Below are 19354 nucleotides of genomic sequence, written 5' to 3'. Positions count from 1 at the left end.
TGATCTGCCGACGGTCGATCCGAAACGTTTCCGAAGGTTTCCACTGAGGAGGACCAGCGTGTCCAACCCGCTGAAGATCGCGACGCTCAGCTTCTGGCACGTCCATGCCGGCGACTACTCCAGGCAGGCCCAGGCGCATCCGGGGACGGACCTGGTGGCCGTCTGGGACGACGATGCCGAGCGCGGCCAGGCCGGTGCCGACCAGTTCGGCGTCGAGTTCACCGGCGACCTTGACGCCCTGCTTGCGCGGGACGACCTGGACGGGGTCGTGATCACGACGCCGACCGACGTCCACCGCGACATCATGGTCAAGGCCGCGCAGGCCGGAAAGCACATCTACACAGAGAAAGTGCTCGCTCCGACGGTCGCCGAGGCCGAGGAGATCGTGGCCGCCACCGACGCCGCCGGTGTGAAGCTGACGGTCTCGCTGCCGCGGCTCGCGCACGGGTACACGACCGCGATCCAGGAGGTGCTCGACAAGGGCACGCTCGGGCAGCTGACCTACGGCCGGGTCCGGCTCTCGCACGACGGGGCGATCGCGCGCGACGGCAAGGACGGCTGGCTCCCGCAGCGGTTCTTCGAGCCGAAGGCCGCGATCGGCGGCGCGCTCACCGACCTCGGCTGCCACCCGGTGTACCTGATCCAGCTCTTCCTCGGCGCGACGCCGGAGACCGTGAGCGCGACGTACCGCTCGGTCGCGGATCGCGGCCTGGAAGACAACGCTGTCGTGGTGGCCGGGTACGGCGACCAGAAGATCGGGGTGATCGAGGCGGGGTTCGCGAGCAGCAACCCGTTCACGATCGAGCTGTTCGGCACCGAGGGCACGCTCACCTACACCGACGCCGGCAACCTGCTGACCGTGAACGGCGAGCAGCTGCCGGTGCCCGAGCACTCGCCGGATCCGTTCGCGCAGTGGGTCGATCACATCACCAACGGGACCCGGGCCGACGAGAACATCGAACGCGCGGTCGAGTTGACCCGTCTGGTGGTCGCGGCGAACGCGGCGGCCGAGTCCAACCGAGTGATCTCCTACAGCTGAGAGGACGTCCCGATGATCAAGGTCGGTCTGATCGGCGCCGGGGGAATCGCGTCGGCGCACATCAAGGGGTATCAGCAGCACGCGGACCGGATCGGTGTCACCGCGGTCGCGGACGCGGTCGCGGACACCGCGAAGAAGCGGGGCGAGGAGCTCGGCGCCACGGCGTACACGGACTATCGCGAGATGCTCGCGAACGAGGAGCTGGACGCGGTCGACATCTGTCTGCCGCACCACCTGCACCGGGACGCGATCGTCGCGGCCGCCGAGGCGGGCAAGCACATCCTGTGCGAGAAGCCGCTGTGCCTGTCCGCCGAGGAGGCAGCGGATGTCCGCAAGGCGGTGACCGAGAACGGCGTGACGCTGATGTGCGCGCACAACCAGTTGTTCATGCCGGCGGTCGCGAAGGCCCGGGAGCTGCTGCAGGCCGGGACGATCGGCACGGTGTACGAGGTCCGGACGACGGACAGCTTCTACAACGACTTCGACCCGAGCTCGATGGGCTGGCGGGCGAGCAGCAAGACCAGTGGTGGTGGCGAGCTCATCGACACCGGGTACCACCCCACCTACCTGATGCTGCACCTCGCCGGCGGGCTGCCGGTCGAGGCGACCGCGATGCTGTCCACGCACCGGTTGAAGTTCATGGAGGGCGAGGACTCCGCGCAGGTCCTGATCAGGTTCGACAACGGCGTCGTCGGCCAACTGGTGACCAGTTGGGCGTACCAGCCGGCCGTCGGCACCGAGCGGTTCTCGGCCGTCGGCGAGCTCGGTTCGCTGACCAGCGACGGTACGACGCTGTCGTACCGCCTCCGGTCGGGTGAGACCGAGACCTTCGAGTTCGAACCGGTCGACACGTTCGTCGCCGAGATCGGTCACTTCGCCGACTCGCTCGCCGGCCAGACGCGCCCGCTGCACACCGAGGAGGAAGGCATCGCCGTCCTCGGGATCCTGCTCGCCGCGTACGAAGGCTCGAAGGCCAAGGTCATCGCCCCGGTCCTGAAGGTCTGACCGGCGGGAACGTGCAACAGGCAATGGTGAGTGGGCACCGGCTATTACCTGTCCCCACTCACCATTGCCTGTTCCCAGTCACTGGGAGGTGGCCGAGGTCTGGGCCTCCTCGAAGTAGAACGGCTTGGCGAGGTCGTCGAGCAGGGTCGGCTGGGTCGGGTGCCAGTCGAGCAGTTCGGTCGTCGACGTCGCCGTGGTCGGGTTGTCCATGGCAGCGAAGCCGGCCAGGAAACCGAGGTACTCCGGCGCCTGCTCGGTGGTGATCGAGCGGGTCGGGACATGGATCCCGCGGCCGATGGCCTCCGCGATGGTGCGGAGAGGGACGCCCTCGTCGTGGACCGCGTGCAGGCGGGAACCCGCGGGCGCCGACTCGAGGGCCAGGCGGTAGAGCCGGGCGGCGTCCAGGGTGTGCACCGCCGGCCACCGGTTCGACCCGTCGCCGACGTACGCCGCGAAGCCGTTCTGCCGGGCGAACCGGATCAGCGACGGTACGAAGCCATTGTGGTCGAGTTCGCTGTGCACCTGGGGGAGCCGGACGATCGACGAGCGGACGCCCCGGTCTGCCAGCGAGACGACCAGGTTCTCCGCGTCGATGCGGTATCCACCGGCGGGCGAGACGTCGGCCTCAGTGCCCGGGCGGCCCTGGACGAAACCGGCGATCATTCCCGTGCCCGACGTACTGACCAAGGGTTTGTTCGTGCCGGCCAACGCGTCGCCCAGGGCGTGCAGCGCCGCGAGGTCGGACTCGGCTGCGCCGGCCAGATCTCCGGCGACCATCAGGTCGTGCCGGAAGGCGAGGTGGATGACGCCGTCCGCGGCGGCCGCTGCCGCACGGAGCCGATCGAGATCGTCCAGGTCGCCGCGGACCGCCTCGGCGCCCCACTCGGTCAGCCGTTTCGCCGACTCGTCGGAGCGGGCCAGGCCGAGGACCTGGTGACCGTTGTGCAGGAGCTCCGGGACGAGGGCCGAGCCGACGTGTCCGGACGCTCCGGTGATGAAGACGCGCATGAACGTACCTTTCGAGTGATGTCATTGACTGACATCACCGATGCTACACCTCTGATGTCACTCGATGACATCGGTTAGGATCGACCGTATGGGACGGTGGGAGCCGGACGCGGCCGGGCGGCTGCGGGAGGCGGCGATGGCGCTGTACGCCGAGCGCGGGTACGACGGCACGACCGTCGCCGAGATCGCCGATCGGGCCGGGGTCACCGCGCGGACGTTCTTCCGGCACTTCGCGGACAAGCGGGAGGTGCTGTTCGCCGGATCCGAGCAGCTCGAGCGGCACATGGTCGAGGCGCTGGCCGCGGCGCCGCCGGACGCGTCCCCGATGGAGGCGGTCACCGCGGCTGTCCTCGCCACGGCCGAGTTCTTCGACGACATCCGCCGGGACTACTCCCGCCGGCGCGCCGCCGTCATCACGTCGACGCCGGAGCTGCGCGAGCGTGAACTGATCAAGATGGCCACGCTGACGACAGCTCTCACCGACGGCCTGCTCGCCCGCGGCGTCGCCCCGGACGTCGCCGCACTGGCGGCCGAGACCGGCGTCGCGGTGTTCCGGGTCTCGTTCGAGCGCTGGATCGCCGCGCCGGACGACGTACCGATCGGAGACGTCCTCCAGGCGACGCTGAAGAATCTCGCAGCTCTTACTGCCTGACTGTCACACGCCCGGCGGGTGCCCTGTCTTATCTGGTGACAGCTATAAGACAGTTCAGACAAGCAAAGGGGTTCTGCGATGAAGATCGTCGTGATCGGCGGCACCGGACTGATCGGTACGAAGCTGGCGGCGTTGCTCACCGGGCACGAGGTGGTGCCGGCCGCGCCGAGCACCGGCGTCAACACGATCACCGGCGAGGGGCTGGCGGACGTGCTGAAGGGCGCCGACGTGGTCGTCGACGTGGCGAACTCGCCGTCGTTCGAGGCCGGGCCGGTGATGGAGTTCTTCAAGACCTCGACCGGGAACCTGCTGCAGGCCGAGGACGCTGCCGGGGTCCGCCACCACGTCGGCATCTCGATCGTCGGCACCGAGCGGCTGCCGGACAACGCCTACTTCGCCGCCAAGCTCGCGCAGGAGGCGCTGGTCAAGGCCTCTGGCATCCCGTACTCGCTCGTGCACGCGACCCAGTTCATGGAGTTCGTCGCGGCGATCGCGGACGAGGGCACGTGGGACGACGGCAAGGTGCACATTGCGCCGGTCGCCTGGGCGCCGATCGCGGCCGACGACGTCGCGGCGAACCTGGCCCGGGTGGCGACGGGCGAGCCGCTGAACGCGCGGATCGACATCGCCGGGCCGGACGAGTACCGGATGGACGAGTTCTTCCGCAAGGCACTGGCCGAGCGCGGTGACACCCGTGAGGTGGTCACCGACGAGCACGCGCGGTACTTCGGCTCCGAGCTCACCGAGCGCAGCCTGGTCCCGATCGGCGAGGCCACTCTCGGCGAGGTGCACTACGACGAGTGGTACGCCGCACAGGGTGGTCGATGACCATGGGCAAGGACGACTTCCTGCACGAGCTGGACGTCGAGGTCGAGGCGGACATCGCGCTGGACAAGGCGGGCACTCCACCTGACGACGACGCCGACTGGGTGCTCGACCCGTACGAGGCGCAGGTGGAAGCAGCAGACCTGAACAGCCTGCACAGCGCGATCGAGGCGCTGGAGACGGACTCGGAGTCGTAACATCCAGCTGATGACCGATGAGCTCGATGATGCGGTCGCGGTCTTCGACGCGGTGCGGCCGCGGCTGATGGGGATCGCGTACCGGATGCTGGGCAGCCACACCGAGGCCGAGGATCTCGTCCAGGAGGTGTGGCTGCGCTGGCAGGCCGCGGACCGCAGTGCGGTCCAGAGCCCGGTCGCGTACCTGTCGACGGCGGTGACGAGGCTCGCGATCAACGCGAGCCAGTCCGCGCGTGCCCGCCGGGAGACCTACATCGGGCCGTGGCTGCCCGAGCCGGTCGACACCAGCGCCGATCCGTACCTCGGCGCCGAGCGCGGGGAGGCGCTGAGCTTCGCGGTGCTCCTCGTGCTCGAACGGCTGTCGCCCACCGAGCGCGCGGCGTACATCCTGCGGGAGGCGTTCGACTACCCGTACGACGAGTTGGCCGCGATGCTGCAGTCGACCGAGGCGGCGGTGCGCCAGCTCGTCAGCCGGGCGCGCAAACGGATCCGGGCGGAACGCCGTACCGAGGTCAGCGGGAGTGAGCAGAAGACGTTGCTGTCGGCGTTCATCGCGGCGGCCCGGTCGGGTGACGTCGCCGTCCTCGAGGAGCTGCTGGCGAAGGACGCGATCAGCTACTCAGACGGCAACGGGGCGCGGCAGGTGTCGAAGTTCCCGGTGGTCGGGTACGAGCGGGTCGCGAAGTACTACCGGGCCTTCCACGAGCACTTCTGGATCGGCGTCGAGGTCGAGTTCGGTACGGCGAACGGCCGCGCCGTCGCGATGCTGCGCCGGGACGGCGGCGACGTGTTCGCGGTCTGCACCGTGACCGCGTCGGACGAGGGGATCGACGAAGTGTTGTGGCAGATGAACCCGGCCAAGCTGACCGCGATCGCTTGAGCGGGAGGTGCCTGTGGTCGAGCGAGGCGATCACGCCGTCGTGCACCGGTTCGCGACCGCCTGCCGGGCGGGCAGCGGCGGAGCTCTGCGGAGCCTGCTGACCGCGGAGGTCGTTGCGATCACCGATGGCGGCGGGCAGGTACCGGCCCGGCTGGAGCCGGTCCGTGGGCCGGCTCAGGTCGCGCGGTGCCTGACCGACCTGCTGCGGCCGGAGCTCGCGTTGACGGTCGAGGCGGTGAACGGTCAGCCGGGCGTCGTACTGCGGGACACCGGGAACGTGGTCGCAGTGGTCAGCGTACGGGTGACCAGCGCGAAGGTCGCCGCCGTCTGGATCGTGCTGAACCCGGACAAGCTCCGGCACTGGCGCTCTCGGGAATGAACCCCGCTCGGTCTGGTGTTGACGTGTCAACCTAGACTTGGTGCAGACGAGCGGACAGGAGAGTGCGGAGATGGCCGAGTTGGCCTTTGGGCTGGACACGTTCGGGGACATCCCGGTGGACGACAGCGGTGCGCCGGTGACGGCCGCGGCGGCGATCCGGCAGGTCGTGGACGAGGCCGTCCTGGCCGACCAGATCGGGGTGGACGCGATCGCGCTCGGCGAGCACCACCGGCCCGAGTTCTCGATCTCGTCCCCGGAGACGGTGCTGGCCGGCATCGCGACCCGGACCTCGAACATCAAGCTCGGGTCCGGCGTGACGGTGCTGAGCTCGGACGACCCGGTGCGGGTGTTCCAGCGGTTCTCGACGGTGGACGCGTTGTCCAACGGGCGCGCCGAGGTGATCCTCGGGCGTGGATCGTTCACCGAGTCGTTCCCGCTGTTCGGGTACGACCTGGCCGACTACGACGTACTGTTCGAGGAGAAGCTGCAGCTGTTCGTGCAGTTGCTCGACGAGAAGCCGGTGACCTGGGAAGGCACCGTGCGGGCGGCGCTCGACAACATCGAGGTGTACCCGAAGACCGAGTCCGGCCGGTTGGACACGTGGGTCGGCGTCGGCGGATCGCCGCAGTCCGTGGTGCGTACGGCGTACTACGGGTTGCCGCTGATGCTCGCGATCATCGGCGGGTCCCCGGAGCGGTTCGCGCCGTACATCGATCTGTACCAACGGGCGGCGCAGCAATTCGGGACCGTCGCGCATCCGGTCGGGATGCACTCGCCGGGGTTCGTCGCGGAGACCGACGAGCAGGCGAAGGAGATCTACTACGCGCCGTACAAGGTGATGCGGGACCGGATCGGGGCGTTGCGCGGCTGGCCGCCGCTGAAGCGCGAGGAGTTCGAGTCCGAGGTGCTGCACGGGTCTATGTACGTCGGTTCGCCGGAGACGGTGGCGCACCGGATCGCGGGCGCGGTGCAGGCGCTCGGGGTGGAGCGGTTCGACCTGATCTACTCGGGTGGTCCGCTGCCGACCAGCGCGCGACTGAAGGCGGTCGAGTTGTACGGCACGAAGGTGATCCCGCTGGTGCGCGAGATCCTGGAGGAGTCCGCATGACGATCGCGATTCTCGGCGCGGGGAAGGTCGGGACGGTGCTGGCGCGGCTCGCGGTCGCGGCCGGTTATCGCGTGCTGATCGCCGGCTCGGGTGACGTCTCGAGGATCGCATTGATCGTCGAGGTCGTCACACCCGGAGCCGTGGCCACGACGGCCGCCGAAGCCGTCGCCGAGGCCGATGCGGTGATCCTCGCGCTCCCGCTGGGCAAGCACCGGACCGTCCCGGTGGAGGCCCTGCGCGGCAAGCTCGTGATCGACGCGATGAACTACTGGTGGGAGGTCGACGGCATCCGCGACGACCTCACCGATCCGCGGACGTCGTCGTCGGAGATCGTCCAGCGGTTCCTTCCGGACTCCCGCGTCGTCAAGGCCTTCAACCACATGGGCTACCACGACCTCGACGAAGGTGCGCGTCCCGCCGGAGCCCCCGGCCGCAAGGCGATCGCCGTCGCCGGCGATGCGTCGGACGCGGAGCAGGTGGCCCGGATCGTCGACGCGCTCGGGTTCGACCCAGTCCTCGCCGGACCGCTTGCCGAGGGCAAGCGTCTCGAACCGGGGACGGAGCCGTTCGGTGCCAACGTCGACGCTGATGAGCTGCGGGCGATGCTCGCGCGGTTCCCGGACACTGTGCGCGGCCAGGAGATCCGGCAGGCCCGCGCGACCTGACCCCGGCCGCTTCTGCCGAGGCTTACTCGACCAGCTTGCCGTCGGTTTCGACGTGGCGCATCAGTGGCCGGAGGTCGTCGGGGATCGCTGGGATCGGTTCTTTCTCGATTGCGTCGGGACCTGACCAGACGAGGTTGACCTGGAGGGATTCGTCGAGTTCCGGGAAGTCCGAGCGGTTGTGGCAGCCGCGGGTCTCCCGTCGTACCAGGGCTGCGTCGAGGGTCGCGCGGGCGGCCAGCGCCGACGCCTTCAGGTCGAAGGCGTGCGCGAGGTCCTGGAAGCCGGCGATGTCCGGATGGACGCCGACCTGCGTGATCCGTTCCTCGACCTCGGTCAGTTCCGCGATCCCGGCCCGCAGCCCGTCCTCGTCGCGAACGACGCCGGCCCGCGCCGTCATGGTGTCGCGGAGGGCGCGCTGCAGGGCGCGGACGTTCTCCGGACCGTCGTTCGTCAGCAGCTGGTCGATCTCCGCGCGCGCTTCGCCGACGGCGTCGGCCGAACGCCGCTGGGCCTCGCGGCCGCTCGAGTACTTCGCGGCTTCCTCGGCGACGATCCGGCCGAAGACCAGCAGCTCGATCAGCGAGTTGCCGCCGAGCCGGTTCGCGCCGTGCAGTCCGCTCGCGGCCTCGCCGATCGCCCACAGACCGTCGACGCCGGTGCCGTGGTCCTCGGGACGCACCCAGACGCCGCCCATCGAGTAGTGCGCGGTCGGCGCGATCTCGATCGGCTGCTTGGTGATGTCGAGCATCTGCAGTTCGAGCAGCGTCTGGTACACCCGCGGCAGCCGCCGCATGATCGTCTCGCGGGGGAGGTGCGACACGTCCAGCCAGACACCGCCGTTCGGCGTACCACGACCCTGGGCGATCTCGGTGTACTCCGCGAGCGCGACCCGGTCCCGGGTGGACAGCTCCATCCGTTCGGCGTCGTACCGGGCCATGAACCGTTCGCCGAGCGCGTTGCGCAGCTGGCCGCCTTCGCCGCGGGCGGCCTCGGAGACGAGCGTGCCCGCCGCGTTCTCGGGTTCGATCAGGCCGGACGGGTGGAACTGGACGAGCTCGGGGTCGCGCAGCTTCCCGCCCGCGAGGACAGCGAGCCGGAACGCGTCGCCGGTGTTCTCGTCACGGCGGGACGACGTACGGCGCCAGATCCGGGTGTGACCGCCCGCGGCCAGGATCACCGCGTCGGCGTGGATCAGGTAGCGCCGGCCGGTCGTCAGGTCGAAACCGTAGGCGCCGAAGACCGCGTTGTCCTTCACCAGGATCCGGGTCACGTAGACCGTGTCCAGGATCGGTACGCCGAGCTGGACCGCCCGGTTGATCAACGTGCGCTGGATCTCCAGGCCGGTGTAGTCGCCGGCGAACGCGGTCCGGCGGTACGTGTGCGCGCCGAAGAACCGCTGCGAGATCCGGCCGTCGGCCTCGCGCGCGAACGGCATACCCCAGCGCTCGAGGTCCTCGATCCCGCGCGCGGCGCCCTGGGCGACGATCTGCACGGTGACCGGGTTCGCGAGCAAGTAGCTCTCCTGGAGCGTGTCGGCCGCGTGCTGCTGCCAGGTGTCCTGGTCGTCCATGGTGGCGAGCGCCGCGTTGATACCGCCGGCGGCCAGCGAGGTGTGCGCGTCGGACCGCGGGCGCTTGCCGAGGGCAAGAACTTCGACCCCCTGCTCGGCCAGCTCGATCGCCGCTCGAAGCCCGGCACCACCGGTCCCGATCACCAGGACGGACGTGGCGATCTGCTGTTCGGTGATGCTCATCTGTTCTCCTTCACGAGTGTTGGGTGGACTCATGAAGAAGGACACCGCAGAGTGTGCTTGTGTGACTGTCTTCCTGGTCACACAAGGACTGTCTGTTAGGTCTCGATGTCACATCCGGCGGGGCCGAGGTGTCTTACCTGTGAGAAGTCGACGGACGGAGAGAGCAGTGCGCAGGATCTTGGTGGTGGGCGGCGGGTACGCCGGGTTCTACACGGCGTGGAGGCTGGAGAAGAAGCTGCGGCGTGGTGAGGCCGAGGTGGTCGTCGTCGACCCGCGGCCGTACATGACGTACCAGCCGTTCCTGCCCGAGGTGGTCGCCGGTTCCGTGGAGGCCCGGCACGCGGCGGTGTCGCTGCGCCGGAACCTGAAGCACACGAAACTCGTGGCCGGCATGGTCACCGGCATCTCGCACGCCGACAAGACCGTGACGATCCACCCGGCCGACGGGCCCGACTACCAGTTGACGTACGACGTGATCGCGGTGACCGCCGGTGCGGTGACGCGGACGTTCGACGTACCGGGCGTGGCCGATCGGGCGATCGGGATGAAGCACGTCGAGGAAGCCGTGGCGATCCGGGACCGGCTGTTCACCGCCTTCGACGAGGCGGCCGGGCTGGAGCCGGGGCCGCGGCGGCGCAAGCTGCTGACGGTCACGTTCGTGGGCGGCGGGTTCTCCGGCGTCGAAGGGTTCGCCGAGCTGCTGTCGCTGGCCCGGTCGCTGCTGAAGAAATACCCGGAGCTGTCCGAGGACGATCTCGCGTTCCACCTGGTCGAGGCGACCGGGCGGATCCTGCCCGAGGTGAGCGACAAGCCCGGCGAGTGGGTGGTGAAGATGCTCGAGAAGCGCGGCGCGGCCGTGCACCTGAACACCTTTATGCAGTCGGCCGACGACGGGCACGTGGTGCTGTCGGACGGGACGGAGTTCGACTCGGAGCTGATCGTGTGGACCGCCGGCAACGCCGCGACCCGGCTGCTGCGCAACCACACCGATCTGCCGCACAACGAACGCGGACTCGTCCAGGTGCGGGCGGACCTGCGGATCGGGACCGAGACCGAGGTGATCCCGGACGCGTGGGCGGCCGGCGACGACGCGGCGGTCCCGGATCTCGCCTCAGGCAAGGGCTACACCGTCCCCAACGCGCAGAACGCCGTACGGCAGGGCAAGGTGCTGGCGAAGAACCTGCTGCGGTCGCTGCGTGGACGGGAACCGAAGAACTACGTGCACCACAGCCTCGGCGTGATCGCGACGCTCGGCCTCGGGAGCGGGATCTTCCAGTACAAGCGGATCGTCATCAAGGGTCTGCTGGCCTGGTTGATGCACCGCGGGTACCACGTGCTCGCGGTCCCGACGTGGGACCGGAAGATGCGGGTGCTGTCGATCTGGCTGGTGGCGTTCTTCTACGGCCGCGACATCGTGTCGCTGGCGTCCGTGCAGAGCCCGCGCGAGGCGTTCGCGAGTGAAGCCAAGAAGACCGAGGCCACGACAGAAACGGTGCGCGTCAGCTGATGCGGGCGAGGCGACCGTCCTGCTGGACCCGGACGGTCGCCTTGCGGGTGCCGACGGTCAGGTCGACGAAGAACATGCCGCTGACGGTTCGGGTCTTGTAGGTGACGGCTTCGGTCGAGCCTGCCGGGACGATTGCGGACAGGATGGTCGCGGTCGTCCCGTTGCGGTTGAACTTGACCACGGGCGCCGACTGGCGGTGGAAGATGTCGGGGTAGTACCAGCCCTGGACCGGGTCCTGCTGTCCCTGGACGACGGTGATGCCGTCGGCGGCCGGCTGCTGCTGGTACGGGATCTGCAGCAGGTACGTCCTGGACTTGGTGCCACTGGCGACGGCGGTCGTCGGCGACTGGACCCTCACTTTCTGATCGGGCGCTAGGTGCCAGAGCGTCTCGTACCGCTGCGTGTCGGTCGCCTGGCCGCGGTCGAGCGTGATGATCAGATCGGGGTCCTTCAGCACGAGTACGTCGCGTTTCCGGGTCACGCCCGGCGCGGGGGAGTCAGCGAGCGAGTACGACTCCCAGGTCGGTGTGATCGACGCGCGGACCAGTTGCGTCGCCACGCTCGCGGTGTCGGCCGACGGGATGGTCATCACGTTGTGCGCGGCCTGGCTCTTCGACCACGCCTGCCATTTGTCGAGCTGGTACCCGGAGTGCCCGGGGTCGATCAGCACGTCCCGTCCGTGCGACGCGTACGTGATCGACATGTGGTCGTCATGACCGTGCAGCGTCCGCGCGGCGCCGTACCGGATGCTGTATGTCGACTCCTGCGCGAACGGCCGCGTCTCGCCCCAGCCGGTCCGGCCGAACACGTAGCCGGCGTCGAAGACCGCGACCCGCTTGGACGGTCTCGTCCCCTTCTTCCCGAGCGAAGCGACGTAGTCGAGTGCGGTCCCGGCCGCACCGGTCGGCTTCTGCCGTACGGCGTCACCGACCTGCGGCAACTCACCCGTGGACTTGGTCGAGAGCGCCAGCCATTCCGACAGGGCGGCCCGTCGCTGGGCGATCACCGGTCCGGGGTTCGACCCGCACCGCTGCAGGGCGGTCGTCGCGCGACCCCACAACAGGTAGTTGAACATCGCGTACCCGACCGACTGCTCGTTCGTGGAGCCCTGCGTGTCGATCGCCTTCGTGATCGCCTCGGACAACCGATTCACGGCCAGTGCTTTCAGCTCCGGCCGCTTCAACGTGCACCCGACGCCGAACAGCGCGATGCTCTCGTCGGTCCCGTGGTTCGACGGACCGCTCCAGTTCACGATCATGAACTGGGCGTGGTCGATCAGCGCCTTGTCGAGCCAGGCGTACTGGGTGGGCAACTTGGTGACCTTGAGGGCGGTGAGGACGGCCTGGCGGGCGCACAGCAACACGTTGGTCCGGTGCATCGTGGCCTCCCACGCACCGACATCGCCCTTCCAGGTGTACGGGTTGTCCTGCACCCAGTCGCGGATGATCGCCATCGAGTGGTTCAGCGCCTTACGATCGCCCTTCGCGCCCGCCTCGATGCCCTTGCCCAGCCAGCGCAGCGAGTGCAGCCACATGTACCAGCTCGGCTTCTGATACGGGTTCGACCGCCAGTTGACATCGCCGTTCCCGTTGCCGACCTTGTACGGCGGGTCGTCGCCCCAGGAGAACGTGTCGGTCATCAGCATCGGCAGCGGAAGCTGGATGCCGCTGTAGCCGGGGCACTCGTACGTGCCGGTGTTCACGACCGGGGTCGACGGCGGGGGAGTTGCCGGGGTGTCGACGCCCGGCAGCGGCTCTTCGCTCGAGGTCGAGTCGGGGACGCTCGGTTTCGGGGTGGGGCGCGGGCTGGGGGTCGACGGCGTCGGCGATCCGGTGGCGACAGGCGCCGTACCGCGGTCGCGGGCACCCGGCATCAGCACGAAGACGGCACCGGCGAAGGCGACACCGCAGACCAGCACGCAGACAAGCGTCAGCGCGACGGTCCTGCCCCACCGCCTCGTCGGCTCCGGCACTCGCCCCCCTCTCCCGAACAAGAACGCTCCGAGCCACCCGATCCGTTGCGTCCGGCCCCCGGTTCGATTGGATCACGAATCGCGGGCCGCCGCGGCTACGAGGGCCGGGGTACGGCGGCCGAACGCGGTGACGCAGAGGCCGGCGATGCTCGCGGCGGCGGCGACGATCGCGCAGGTGACGAAACCGCCGGCGAGGTCGTGCGCGGTGCCGAGGAGCGGGCCGAACGTCGCGACGCCGATCGCCGCGCCGATCTGCCGGGACGTGTTGAACGCGGCCGAGGCGGCGCCGTGCAGGCCGGGTTCGACCGCGGCGATGGACTGGGCGGTCATGGTCGGAACGAGCAGACCGGAGCTGAACCCGATCGGGATCAGCGCGAGCACCATCGGCCAGACCGCGGACGACGTACTGGCCCAGGCGAGTGCTAGCAGCGCTAGGGTCAGGACCGCCTGCCCGATCGCAAGCACCGCCGGTCGGCCGAGGCGGCGGGCGAGCGGCGCCGACCCGAGGTTCGCGATCGAGATCAGGCCGGTCAACGGCAGGAACAGCAGCCCGGTGACGAGTGCGCTGAGGTGGCGCCCCTGCTGGAGCAGCAGGCTCATCGAGAACAGCACGCCGTAGAAGGCGAAGTTCAGCAGCGTTCCCTGCAGCGCGGCGGTCGCGAAGCCGCGTTCGGCGTACAGCTTGAGCGGAAGCAGCGGTACCCGGACGGAACGTTCGACCACGATGAAGGCGACCAGGCCGGCAACGGTCAGCAGGCTCGCGCCGAGAACTGCGGGATCACGCCAGCCGCGCGTCGGCGCCTCGATCAACGCGAACACCAGCCCGCCGATGAACGCGGTCGCCGTTGCCATCCCGGCCAGGTCGAGCCGCCGGGTACGCCTGAGCACAGCCGGCATCGAGCGCAGGGCCCAGAGCGCGGCGGGGATGCCGATCACCACGTTGACCGCGAAGACGGCACGCCAGTTCGCGAGCGCGACGAGACCGCCGCCGAGCAGCGGACCGGCCGCCATCCCGGCGCCGCCGGCCGCGGCCCACCAGCTGACCAGGCGATGGCGCGCGTGTTCGTCGGTCGCGGACGCGGTCGCGAGGACGAGCGCGCTGGGGAGGAGGAGGGCGGAGCCCGCGCCCTGGACGAGCCGGGCGAGGTTCAGCATCAGCATCGAACCGGCCATCGCGCAGACCGCCGACGCGAGTGTGAACACGAGCAGTCCGGTGAGGAACGCACGCTTCGCGCCGATCGCGTCGGCGATCGCGCCGGCGCCGAGCATCAGTGCGGCGAACGACAAGGTGTAGGCGTTCAGCGACCACTCGAGCTCGGCGCGGGACGCGTTCAGGTGGGTCGCGAGTTGGGCGAGGGTGACGTTCACGATCGTGCTGTCGACGAAGACCATGAACGAGGCGATGAGCGCGAGCGCGACGACCGACCGGCGGTGCTGCAGGGGCATGCCGTCCACCCTACGTCGCTGTTCGATGTACGTCGAACAATATCTCGGTAGGCGGGACCCGTTGACCTCCCGGCGGTGGCTGGCTACGGTGCTGGAAATCGATTTCTCCCCCCGCGCCGGAGGCGCGAATCGATAGAGCCGTCCCGCTGAGGAGAACGCGAATGACGACGCATGAACTGCCGCCCGGTTGTGCGAATCGATCCTGTGCCGGTGACTGCCCCCGGGCCCACCTGAGTCGCCGGACCTTCATCTCCCTGAGCGCTGCCGCGGTGGGTGCTCTGGCTGTCCCAGGTCAGGCGCTAGCAGCGCTAGCGGCGCCGCCAGAGCGCGAGCCGGCGGTGTTGTTCGAGCGCGGTACGCCGACGACGTACACCGGTGCCGCGCTGCCCAGGATCGGGATGCCGGTCGGCGGCGGGACGACGGGGCAGGTGTACCTGGCCGGCGACGGGCGGCTGTGGGCCTGGGACATCTTCAATCCGTCCTCGTTCCCGCTCGGCGGCGCGGACTTCTCAGGCCACAACTACGCCTTCCCGCTGTCCGCCGATCAGCCCGGTGCCTCTCAGTTCGGGCAGGGGTTCGCGCTCCGGACGACGACCCGCGGGCAGACCACGACGCGGACGGTCGACGCGGCGGGGTTCGAGGACGTCCGGTTCACCGGTTCGTACCCGATCGGGCGGGTCGCGTACGCCGATCCTCAGAGCCCGGTGTCTGTGCGGTTGGAGGCCTTCTCGCCGTTCGTTCCGCTGGCCACACTGGACTCGACGCTGCCCACGACGATCATGGCGTTCACGCTGCGGAACACGACCTCGGCGTCGGTGCACGCGACGCTGCTCGGGTACGCCGAGAACCCGGTCTGCATCGACAGCCGGCTCCGGCAGCCCACGACGCTGCAGGCGCGCGCGTTCACCGGCGGGATCCAGTTCGGGGCGATCGACAACACCGGCGCGGAGCAGGGCGACATTCTGTTCGAGGACTGGGAGAAGGACACGTACGACGGCTGGACCGTCATCGGGGACGCGTTCGGTGCGGGCCCGGTGCGGCCCGTCGACGTACCGAATCTGATGAAGCGGTTCGGCGACCTGAACGTGTCGGGGACGCGGTTCGTCACGTCGTACGACTTCCGGGGCGGCGCGAACGACGGGTCGACCGGGAAGCTGACGAGCCGGGAGTTCACGATCGAGCGCCGGTACGTCGCGGTCGGCGTGAGCGGCGGCCGGCATCCCGGCGAGACGTGCGTGAACGTTGTCGTCGACGGGCAGGTCGTGGCGTCGGCGACCGGTGACGAGAGCGAGCCGCTGGTTGCGCAGATGCTGGATCTCGGCGCCTTCGCTGGGAGGATTGCTCACATCGAGATTGTTGACAATCAGACCGGCGGTTGGGGTCATGTCAGCTGCGACGCGATCGTGTTCACGGATCGGCCGGACATCGTGTTCGAGACCTGGGACCGGCCGACGTACGACGGGTGGACTGTGACGGGTGACGCGTTCGGTGCTGGCCCGGTGACCGCGGCCGAGACGCCGGACGGGTTCCGGCGGCCGTTCGGGGTGCGCACCGAGTTGAACGTGAGTGGGCGGTTCGTCACGTCGTACAACTTCCGCGAGACCGGTGACCCGGATCGGTTCACCGGCTCGCTGACCAGCCGCGAGTTCGTGATCGAGCGGCGGTTCGTCACGGCGTGGGTCGGCGGCGGGCACCACAAGGGGGAGACGTGTCTGAACGTCGTGGTCGACGGGAAGGTGGTGGCTTCGGCGACGGGGACGGATATCGAGCCGCTGACCGCGGTGTCGATGGATGTGGGCCAGTACGCCGGTCGGAATGCACGCATTCAGATTGTCGACAATCACACCGGCGGCTGGGGCCATGTCAACGTCGACCGGATCCTGTTCAGCGACCGCCCGATCCGCCGCCAGCCAGTCGCGGACCGCCCCGACGGTGGCACCTTCGCGCTCGCCGCCCTCACCCCTGGAGCGCCTGGACCCGCCGGAGCTCCTGGAGCCGCCGGTGCTTCTGGAGCCGCCGGTGCCGCCGGTGCCGCGGGTGCCGCTGGAGGTCGCGGGCTGGGTGTGGTCACTCGGCCGTCGATTGCGGACTGGTCGTCGGTTGATGCGCTCTTCGACTCGGCCGACGGTCCCGCCGATGCGGACGGGCCGCAGGCCGGGTCCGTCGCGGTGAGTGTGACGCTGGCGCCGGGGGAGTCGCGGACGATCCGGTTCGCCTACGGATGGTTCTTCCCGAACCCCGAGCGTGAGCTGTTCGCCGAACTCGTCGGCGCCTCAACCTTCCGCCGGCACTACGCGACCCGCTTCTCGAACGCACGTCAGGTCGTCGAGTACGTCGGCAAGCACGCGAACCGCCTCGAGCGCGACACGAAGCTCTGGGCGAAGACCTGGTACGAAGACTCGTCCCTGCCGTACTGGTTCCTCGAACGAACCCTCGCAACAGCGTCCACCATCGCCACGAGCACCTGCTACCGCTGGGACGACGGCCGCTTCTACGCCTGGGAGGGGACGTACTGCTGCGCCGGCACCTGCGAGCACGTGTGGAACTACGCGCAGACGATCGGCCGCCTGTTCCCCGACCTGGAACGCGACACCCGCGAGCGCGTCGACCTCGGCATCGCGTTCCGGCCGAGCGGCGAGATCGGCAACCGCGGTGAGGCCGGCGACGCGTCGACCTCGTTCGCCGACGGGCAGACCGGGACGATCCTGCGGATCTACCGCGAACACCAGATGAGCAAGGATTCGACGTTCCTGCGCAGGGTCTGGCCCCGCGTGCGCACGGCTGTCGAGTTCCTGATCACGCACCGGGACGGGCCGGACGAGGACGGGATCTTCCGCGGCAGCCAGTGGAACACGCTCGACACCGAGTGGTTCGGCGAGGTGCCGTGGATCAGCGGCCTGTACGTCGCCTCGCTCCGGGCCGCCGCCGCGATGGCGGGCGAGGTCGGCGACGATGCCGGCGCGGCCCGATACGCGGCGATCGCCGAACGCGGGTCGGCGTACCTGGCCGAGACGTTGTGGAACGACGAGTACGGGTACTACGTGCAGAAGGTCGATCCGGCGCATCCGACCGCCGAGAACAGCAACCGTGGGTTGTTCATCGACCAGATGTACGGGCAGACGTACGCGGCACAGCTCGGACTACCGCGGGTCTTCCCGGCCGACCAGGCGCGCACCGCGCTCGGGCAGTTGTACGAGACGAACTTCCGGGCCGACCCCGGGACGTACCGGCCGCCGGGCATCGGGGCCGGGCGGGTGTACACGACCGAGGGGGAGAGCGGCGTGATCATGGCGACCTGGCCGCACGGCGGGTCGGCCGAGACACGCGGTCTGATGTACTTCAACGAGGTGTGGACCGGGCAGGAGTACCAGTTCGCCGCACACCTGTTCTCCGAGGGCATGACCGCCGAGGCCCTGGCCGTCACCCGCGCGATGTACGAACGCTATTCGGCCGAAAAACGCAATCCCTACAACGAGATCGAAGCCAGCGACCACTACGCCCGCGCCATGATGAGCTACGGCACCTACCTGGCCGCCTGCGGCTACGAACACCACGGCCCCAAGGGCCACCTCGGCTTCGCCCCCCGCCTCCACCCCGAAGACTTCCGCACCGCCTTCACCACCGCCGAAGGCTGGGGCCTGTACCTCCAACGCCGTACCCCCGCCACCCTCACCGCCTCGGTCGAGCTCCGCTACGGCCGCCTGACCCTGACCACCCTCGCCTTCGAAACCACCAAGCCCGCACACCACGCCGAGGTCCGCGTCGGCCACAACCGCCTCCCCGCCCAGCTAGTTGCCACCGGCAACCGCGCCGTAGTCACCCTGACCAGGCAGGCAACGCTCGCAGCCGGCCAGACCCTGGACATAACGCTCAGGTAGTCCTGCCTGGCGCTCTTTGTGCACCAGGTCCGTACAGCAACGACCTCGGCGCACGGATCTGGCGCACAAAGACGACCTCCGACTCGCCCGAGGCGGTCTCGGTGTACGGATCTGGCGCACAGAGCGGCACCTCGCGACCGGTCTCGGCGATCGCCGAGACGACTGCCCCGGCTCGCCACTGACCCGGCGTCGGTCGGTCAGGCGGCGGCGGCGCGGTCCCCAGTCCCGGCACGTACATTCCGCCACACAAGGCAGCTGCGGAACTCCTCGGGCACCGGCACACTCCGCCAGGGCAGGTCCGCGTGCCGGCCCGCGGATCGCGGGGACCGAGTGAGTGGGGTCAGATTGTCGCGAAGGAGGGCGGGCCGGTACCGGTGTCGTTCGTGGCCCGGTTCCGCACCGATGAGTACTCCGGCGGCTCGTCGCCCCAGACCGCGAATCGAGCTGCCTCCGCCCGCGTCTGCTCGTCGGCGTGCCAGCGGCTCGGTCCGACAGTTGGTGCGGAAGCCGCGGGCAGGTCGGTCCCACCCCACGGATCGTCCGCTGGGGTTGAGGTCTGGGCCCTCGGGGTTCCCGTGGACGTGAGTCCGCCGTCCGATGGACCAGAGCGCGTGGGCTGCCCGTCCAGCGACTCGTGCGCCCGGGATGCGTCCGCTGGATCAGGGCGCGTGGGGCGATCACCCGGGGGCTTATGCCCTCGGGATGCGTCGTCCGTTGGATCCAGGGGTCTGGGGCGTCCCTCTGGCTCGCGTGCCTGGGATACCTCGTCCGCTGGTCTGTGTGGACGGGGTGGTGGGTCGGCCCAGGTGGGTCTGGTGACGTGGACTTGGCCGTTGGTGATGGTGATGGTCCAGTGGCCGTGGTGCAGGTCGGTGTGGTCGCGGCGGCACAGCAGAACGAGGTTCTCGATCTTGGTTTCGCCGCCGTCGATCCAGGAGATGAGGTGATGTGCGTCGCACATGACCGGTGGCGCGTTGCAGATCACGCAGCCGCGGTCGCGGGTGTTCAGGGCGCGGCGGATGGCCTTGGTGACGAGGCGT

17 protein-coding genes are annotated in these 19354 nt (G+C 69.4%); 12 read left to right on the top strand and 5 right to left on the bottom strand.

Annotation, left to right across the window (positions count from 1 at the left end; genetic code table 11):
- Positions 1-58: 58 nt before the first annotated feature.
- Both E0H50_RS33195 and E0H50_RS33190 read left to right on the top strand, forming a co-directional pair.
- On the top strand, positions 59-1039 hold the full coding sequence (locus E0H50_RS33195; RefSeq protein WP_131294953.1) for a Gfo/Idh/MocA family protein: 981 nt from the start codon (positions 59-61) through the stop codon (positions 1037-1039).
- Positions 1040-1051: 12 nt separating this feature from the next.
- The gene (locus E0H50_RS33190; protein ID WP_131294952.1) at positions 1052-2044 is read left to right on the top strand and encodes a Gfo/Idh/MocA family protein; all 993 of its coding nucleotides are present in this window, start codon (positions 1052-1054) and stop codon (positions 2042-2044) included.
- 78 nt (positions 2045-2122) lie between these two features.
- Here E0H50_RS33190 and E0H50_RS33185 read toward each other — a convergent pair whose 3' ends face one another.
- Positions 2123-3052, bottom strand: a complete 930-nt coding sequence (locus E0H50_RS33185) for an SDR family oxidoreductase (protein ID WP_131294951.1) — start codon at positions 3050-3052, stop codon at positions 2123-2125.
- A gap of 88 nt (positions 3053-3140) precedes the next feature.
- On the opposite strand from E0H50_RS33185, the gene E0H50_RS33180 reads away from it, so the two are divergent.
- The 7 genes from E0H50_RS33180 to E0H50_RS33150 all read left to right on the top strand — a co-directional run bounded on the left by E0H50_RS33180 (position 3141) and on the right by E0H50_RS33150 (position 7758).
- On the top strand, positions 3141-3704 hold the full coding sequence (locus E0H50_RS33180) for a TetR/AcrR family transcriptional regulator (RefSeq protein WP_131294950.1): 564 nt from the start codon (positions 3141-3143) through the stop codon (positions 3702-3704).
- A 78-nt stretch (positions 3705-3782) separates the two neighbouring features.
- Entirely contained in the window at positions 3783-4532 is a 750-nt protein-coding gene (locus E0H50_RS33175) for an SDR family oxidoreductase (protein WP_131294949.1), read from the top strand.
- Positions 4529-4726 (top strand): hypothetical protein, encoded by a 198-nt coding sequence (locus tag E0H50_RS33170; RefSeq protein ID WP_131294948.1) that lies wholly within the window; start codon positions 4529-4531, stop codon positions 4724-4726. Before E0H50_RS33175 ends, E0H50_RS33170 begins: the two co-directional genes overlap by 4 nt.
- A gap of 10 nt (positions 4727-4736) precedes the next feature.
- The gene (locus E0H50_RS33165; protein WP_131294947.1) at positions 4737-5606 is read left to right on the top strand and encodes an RNA polymerase sigma-70 factor; all 870 of its coding nucleotides are present in this window, start codon (positions 4737-4739) and stop codon (positions 5604-5606) included.
- A gap of 13 nt (positions 5607-5619) precedes the next feature.
- Positions 5620-5985, top strand: coding sequence for a sigma-70 family RNA polymerase sigma factor family protein (locus E0H50_RS33160; RefSeq protein WP_131294946.1), 366 nt, complete (start codon positions 5620-5622; stop codon positions 5983-5985).
- A 70-nt stretch (positions 5986-6055) separates the two neighbouring features.
- Entirely contained in the window at positions 6056-7093 is a 1038-nt protein-coding gene (locus tag E0H50_RS33155; protein ID WP_131294945.1) for an LLM class flavin-dependent oxidoreductase, read from the top strand.
- Positions 7090-7758: an NADPH-dependent F420 reductase gene (locus E0H50_RS33150; protein ID WP_131294944.1), complete on the top strand. Its 669-nt coding sequence runs from the start codon at positions 7090-7092 to the stop codon at positions 7756-7758. The genes E0H50_RS33155 and E0H50_RS33150 overlap by 4 nt, the downstream gene beginning before the upstream one ends.
- A gap of 22 nt (positions 7759-7780) precedes the next feature.
- Here the strand turns inward: E0H50_RS33150 and E0H50_RS33145 are convergent, their stop codons facing one another.
- Entirely contained in the window at positions 7781-9511 is a 1731-nt protein-coding gene (locus E0H50_RS33145) for an L-aspartate oxidase (RefSeq protein ID WP_131294943.1), read from the bottom strand.
- 166 nt (positions 9512-9677) lie between these two features.
- Here E0H50_RS33145 and E0H50_RS33140 point away from each other — a divergent pair, with 166 nt between their 5' ends.
- Positions 9678-11018 (top strand): NAD(P)/FAD-dependent oxidoreductase, encoded by a 1341-nt coding sequence (locus tag E0H50_RS33140; RefSeq protein ID WP_131294942.1) that lies wholly within the window; start codon positions 9678-9680, stop codon positions 11016-11018.
- Here the strand turns inward: E0H50_RS33140 and E0H50_RS33135 are convergent.
- Positions 11011-12990, bottom strand: a complete 1980-nt coding sequence (locus E0H50_RS33135; protein WP_238151540.1) for a heparinase II/III domain-containing protein — start codon at positions 12988-12990, stop codon at positions 11011-11013. The genes E0H50_RS33140 and E0H50_RS33135 overlap by 8 nt on opposite strands.
- A gap of 72 nt (positions 12991-13062) precedes the next feature.
- On the bottom strand, positions 13063-14436 hold the full coding sequence (locus tag E0H50_RS33130) for an MFS transporter (protein ID WP_131294941.1): 1374 nt from the start codon (positions 14434-14436) through the stop codon (positions 13063-13065).
- 269 nt (positions 14437-14705) lie between these two features.
- Here E0H50_RS33130 and E0H50_RS33125 point away from each other — a divergent pair, with 269 nt between their 5' ends.
- A complete protein-coding gene (locus E0H50_RS33125) occupies positions 14706-18314 on the top strand; it encodes a GH116 family glycosyl hydrolase (protein ID WP_202868441.1) in 3609 nt (1202 codons plus the stop codon).
- Between the two features lie 340 nt (positions 18315-18654).
- Here the strand turns inward: E0H50_RS33125 and E0H50_RS33120 are convergent, their stop codons facing one another.
- A complete protein-coding gene (locus tag E0H50_RS33120) occupies positions 18655-19245 on the bottom strand; it encodes an HNH endonuclease family protein (protein ID WP_238151552.1) in 591 nt (196 codons plus the stop codon).
- On the opposite strand from E0H50_RS33120, the gene E0H50_RS44050 reads away from it, so the two are divergent.
- Positions 19168-19354, top strand: a 187-nt coding sequence (locus tag E0H50_RS44050) for a hypothetical protein (RefSeq protein ID WP_238151554.1), incomplete at its 3' end; no start/stop codon positions are given. The two genes, E0H50_RS33120 and E0H50_RS44050, sit on opposite strands and share 78 nt — an antisense overlap.

The organism is Kribbella sindirgiensis (genome assembly GCF_004331435.1).
Classification (GTDB): domain Bacteria; phylum Actinomycetota; class Actinomycetes; order Propionibacteriales; family Kribbellaceae; genus Kribbella; species Kribbella sindirgiensis.
The sequence above is the reverse complement of the archived record's forward strand: the minus strand, read 5'-3'. Positions and strand labels throughout refer to the sequence as shown.

Excerpts from the sequence above, each read along its gene's own strand:
- E0H50_RS33170 (WP_131294948.1), top strand. The coding sequence starts at position 4,529 with ATGACCATGGGCAAGGACGACTTCCTGCACGAGCTGGACGTCGAGGTC.
- E0H50_RS33185 (WP_131294951.1), bottom strand. The coding sequence starts at position 3,052 with ATGCGCGTCTTCATCACCGGAGCGTCCGGACACGTCGGCTCGGCCCTC.
- E0H50_RS33150 (WP_131294944.1), top strand. The coding sequence starts at position 7,090 with ATGACGATCGCGATTCTCGGCGCGGGGAAGGTCGGGACGGTGCTGGCG.
- E0H50_RS33175 (WP_131294949.1), top strand. The coding sequence starts at position 3,783 with ATGAAGATCGTCGTGATCGGCGGCACCGGACTGATCGGTACGAAGCTG.
- E0H50_RS33130 (WP_131294941.1), bottom strand. The coding sequence starts at position 14,436 with ATGCCCCTGCAGCACCGCCGGTCGGTCGTCGCGCTCGCGCTCATCGCC.
- E0H50_RS33180 (WP_131294950.1), top strand. The coding sequence starts at position 3,141 with ATGGGACGGTGGGAGCCGGACGCGGCCGGGCGGCTGCGGGAGGCGGCG.
- E0H50_RS33145 (WP_131294943.1), bottom strand. The coding sequence starts at position 9,511 with ATGAGCATCACCGAACAGCAGATCGCCACGTCCGTCCTGGTGATCGGG.
- E0H50_RS33165 (WP_131294947.1), top strand. The coding sequence starts at position 4,737 with ATGACCGATGAGCTCGATGATGCGGTCGCGGTCTTCGACGCGGTGCGG.
- E0H50_RS33190 (WP_131294952.1), top strand. The coding sequence starts at position 1,052 with ATGATCAAGGTCGGTCTGATCGGCGCCGGGGGAATCGCGTCGGCGCAC.
- E0H50_RS33155 (WP_131294945.1), top strand. The coding sequence starts at position 6,056 with ATGGCCGAGTTGGCCTTTGGGCTGGACACGTTCGGGGACATCCCGGTG.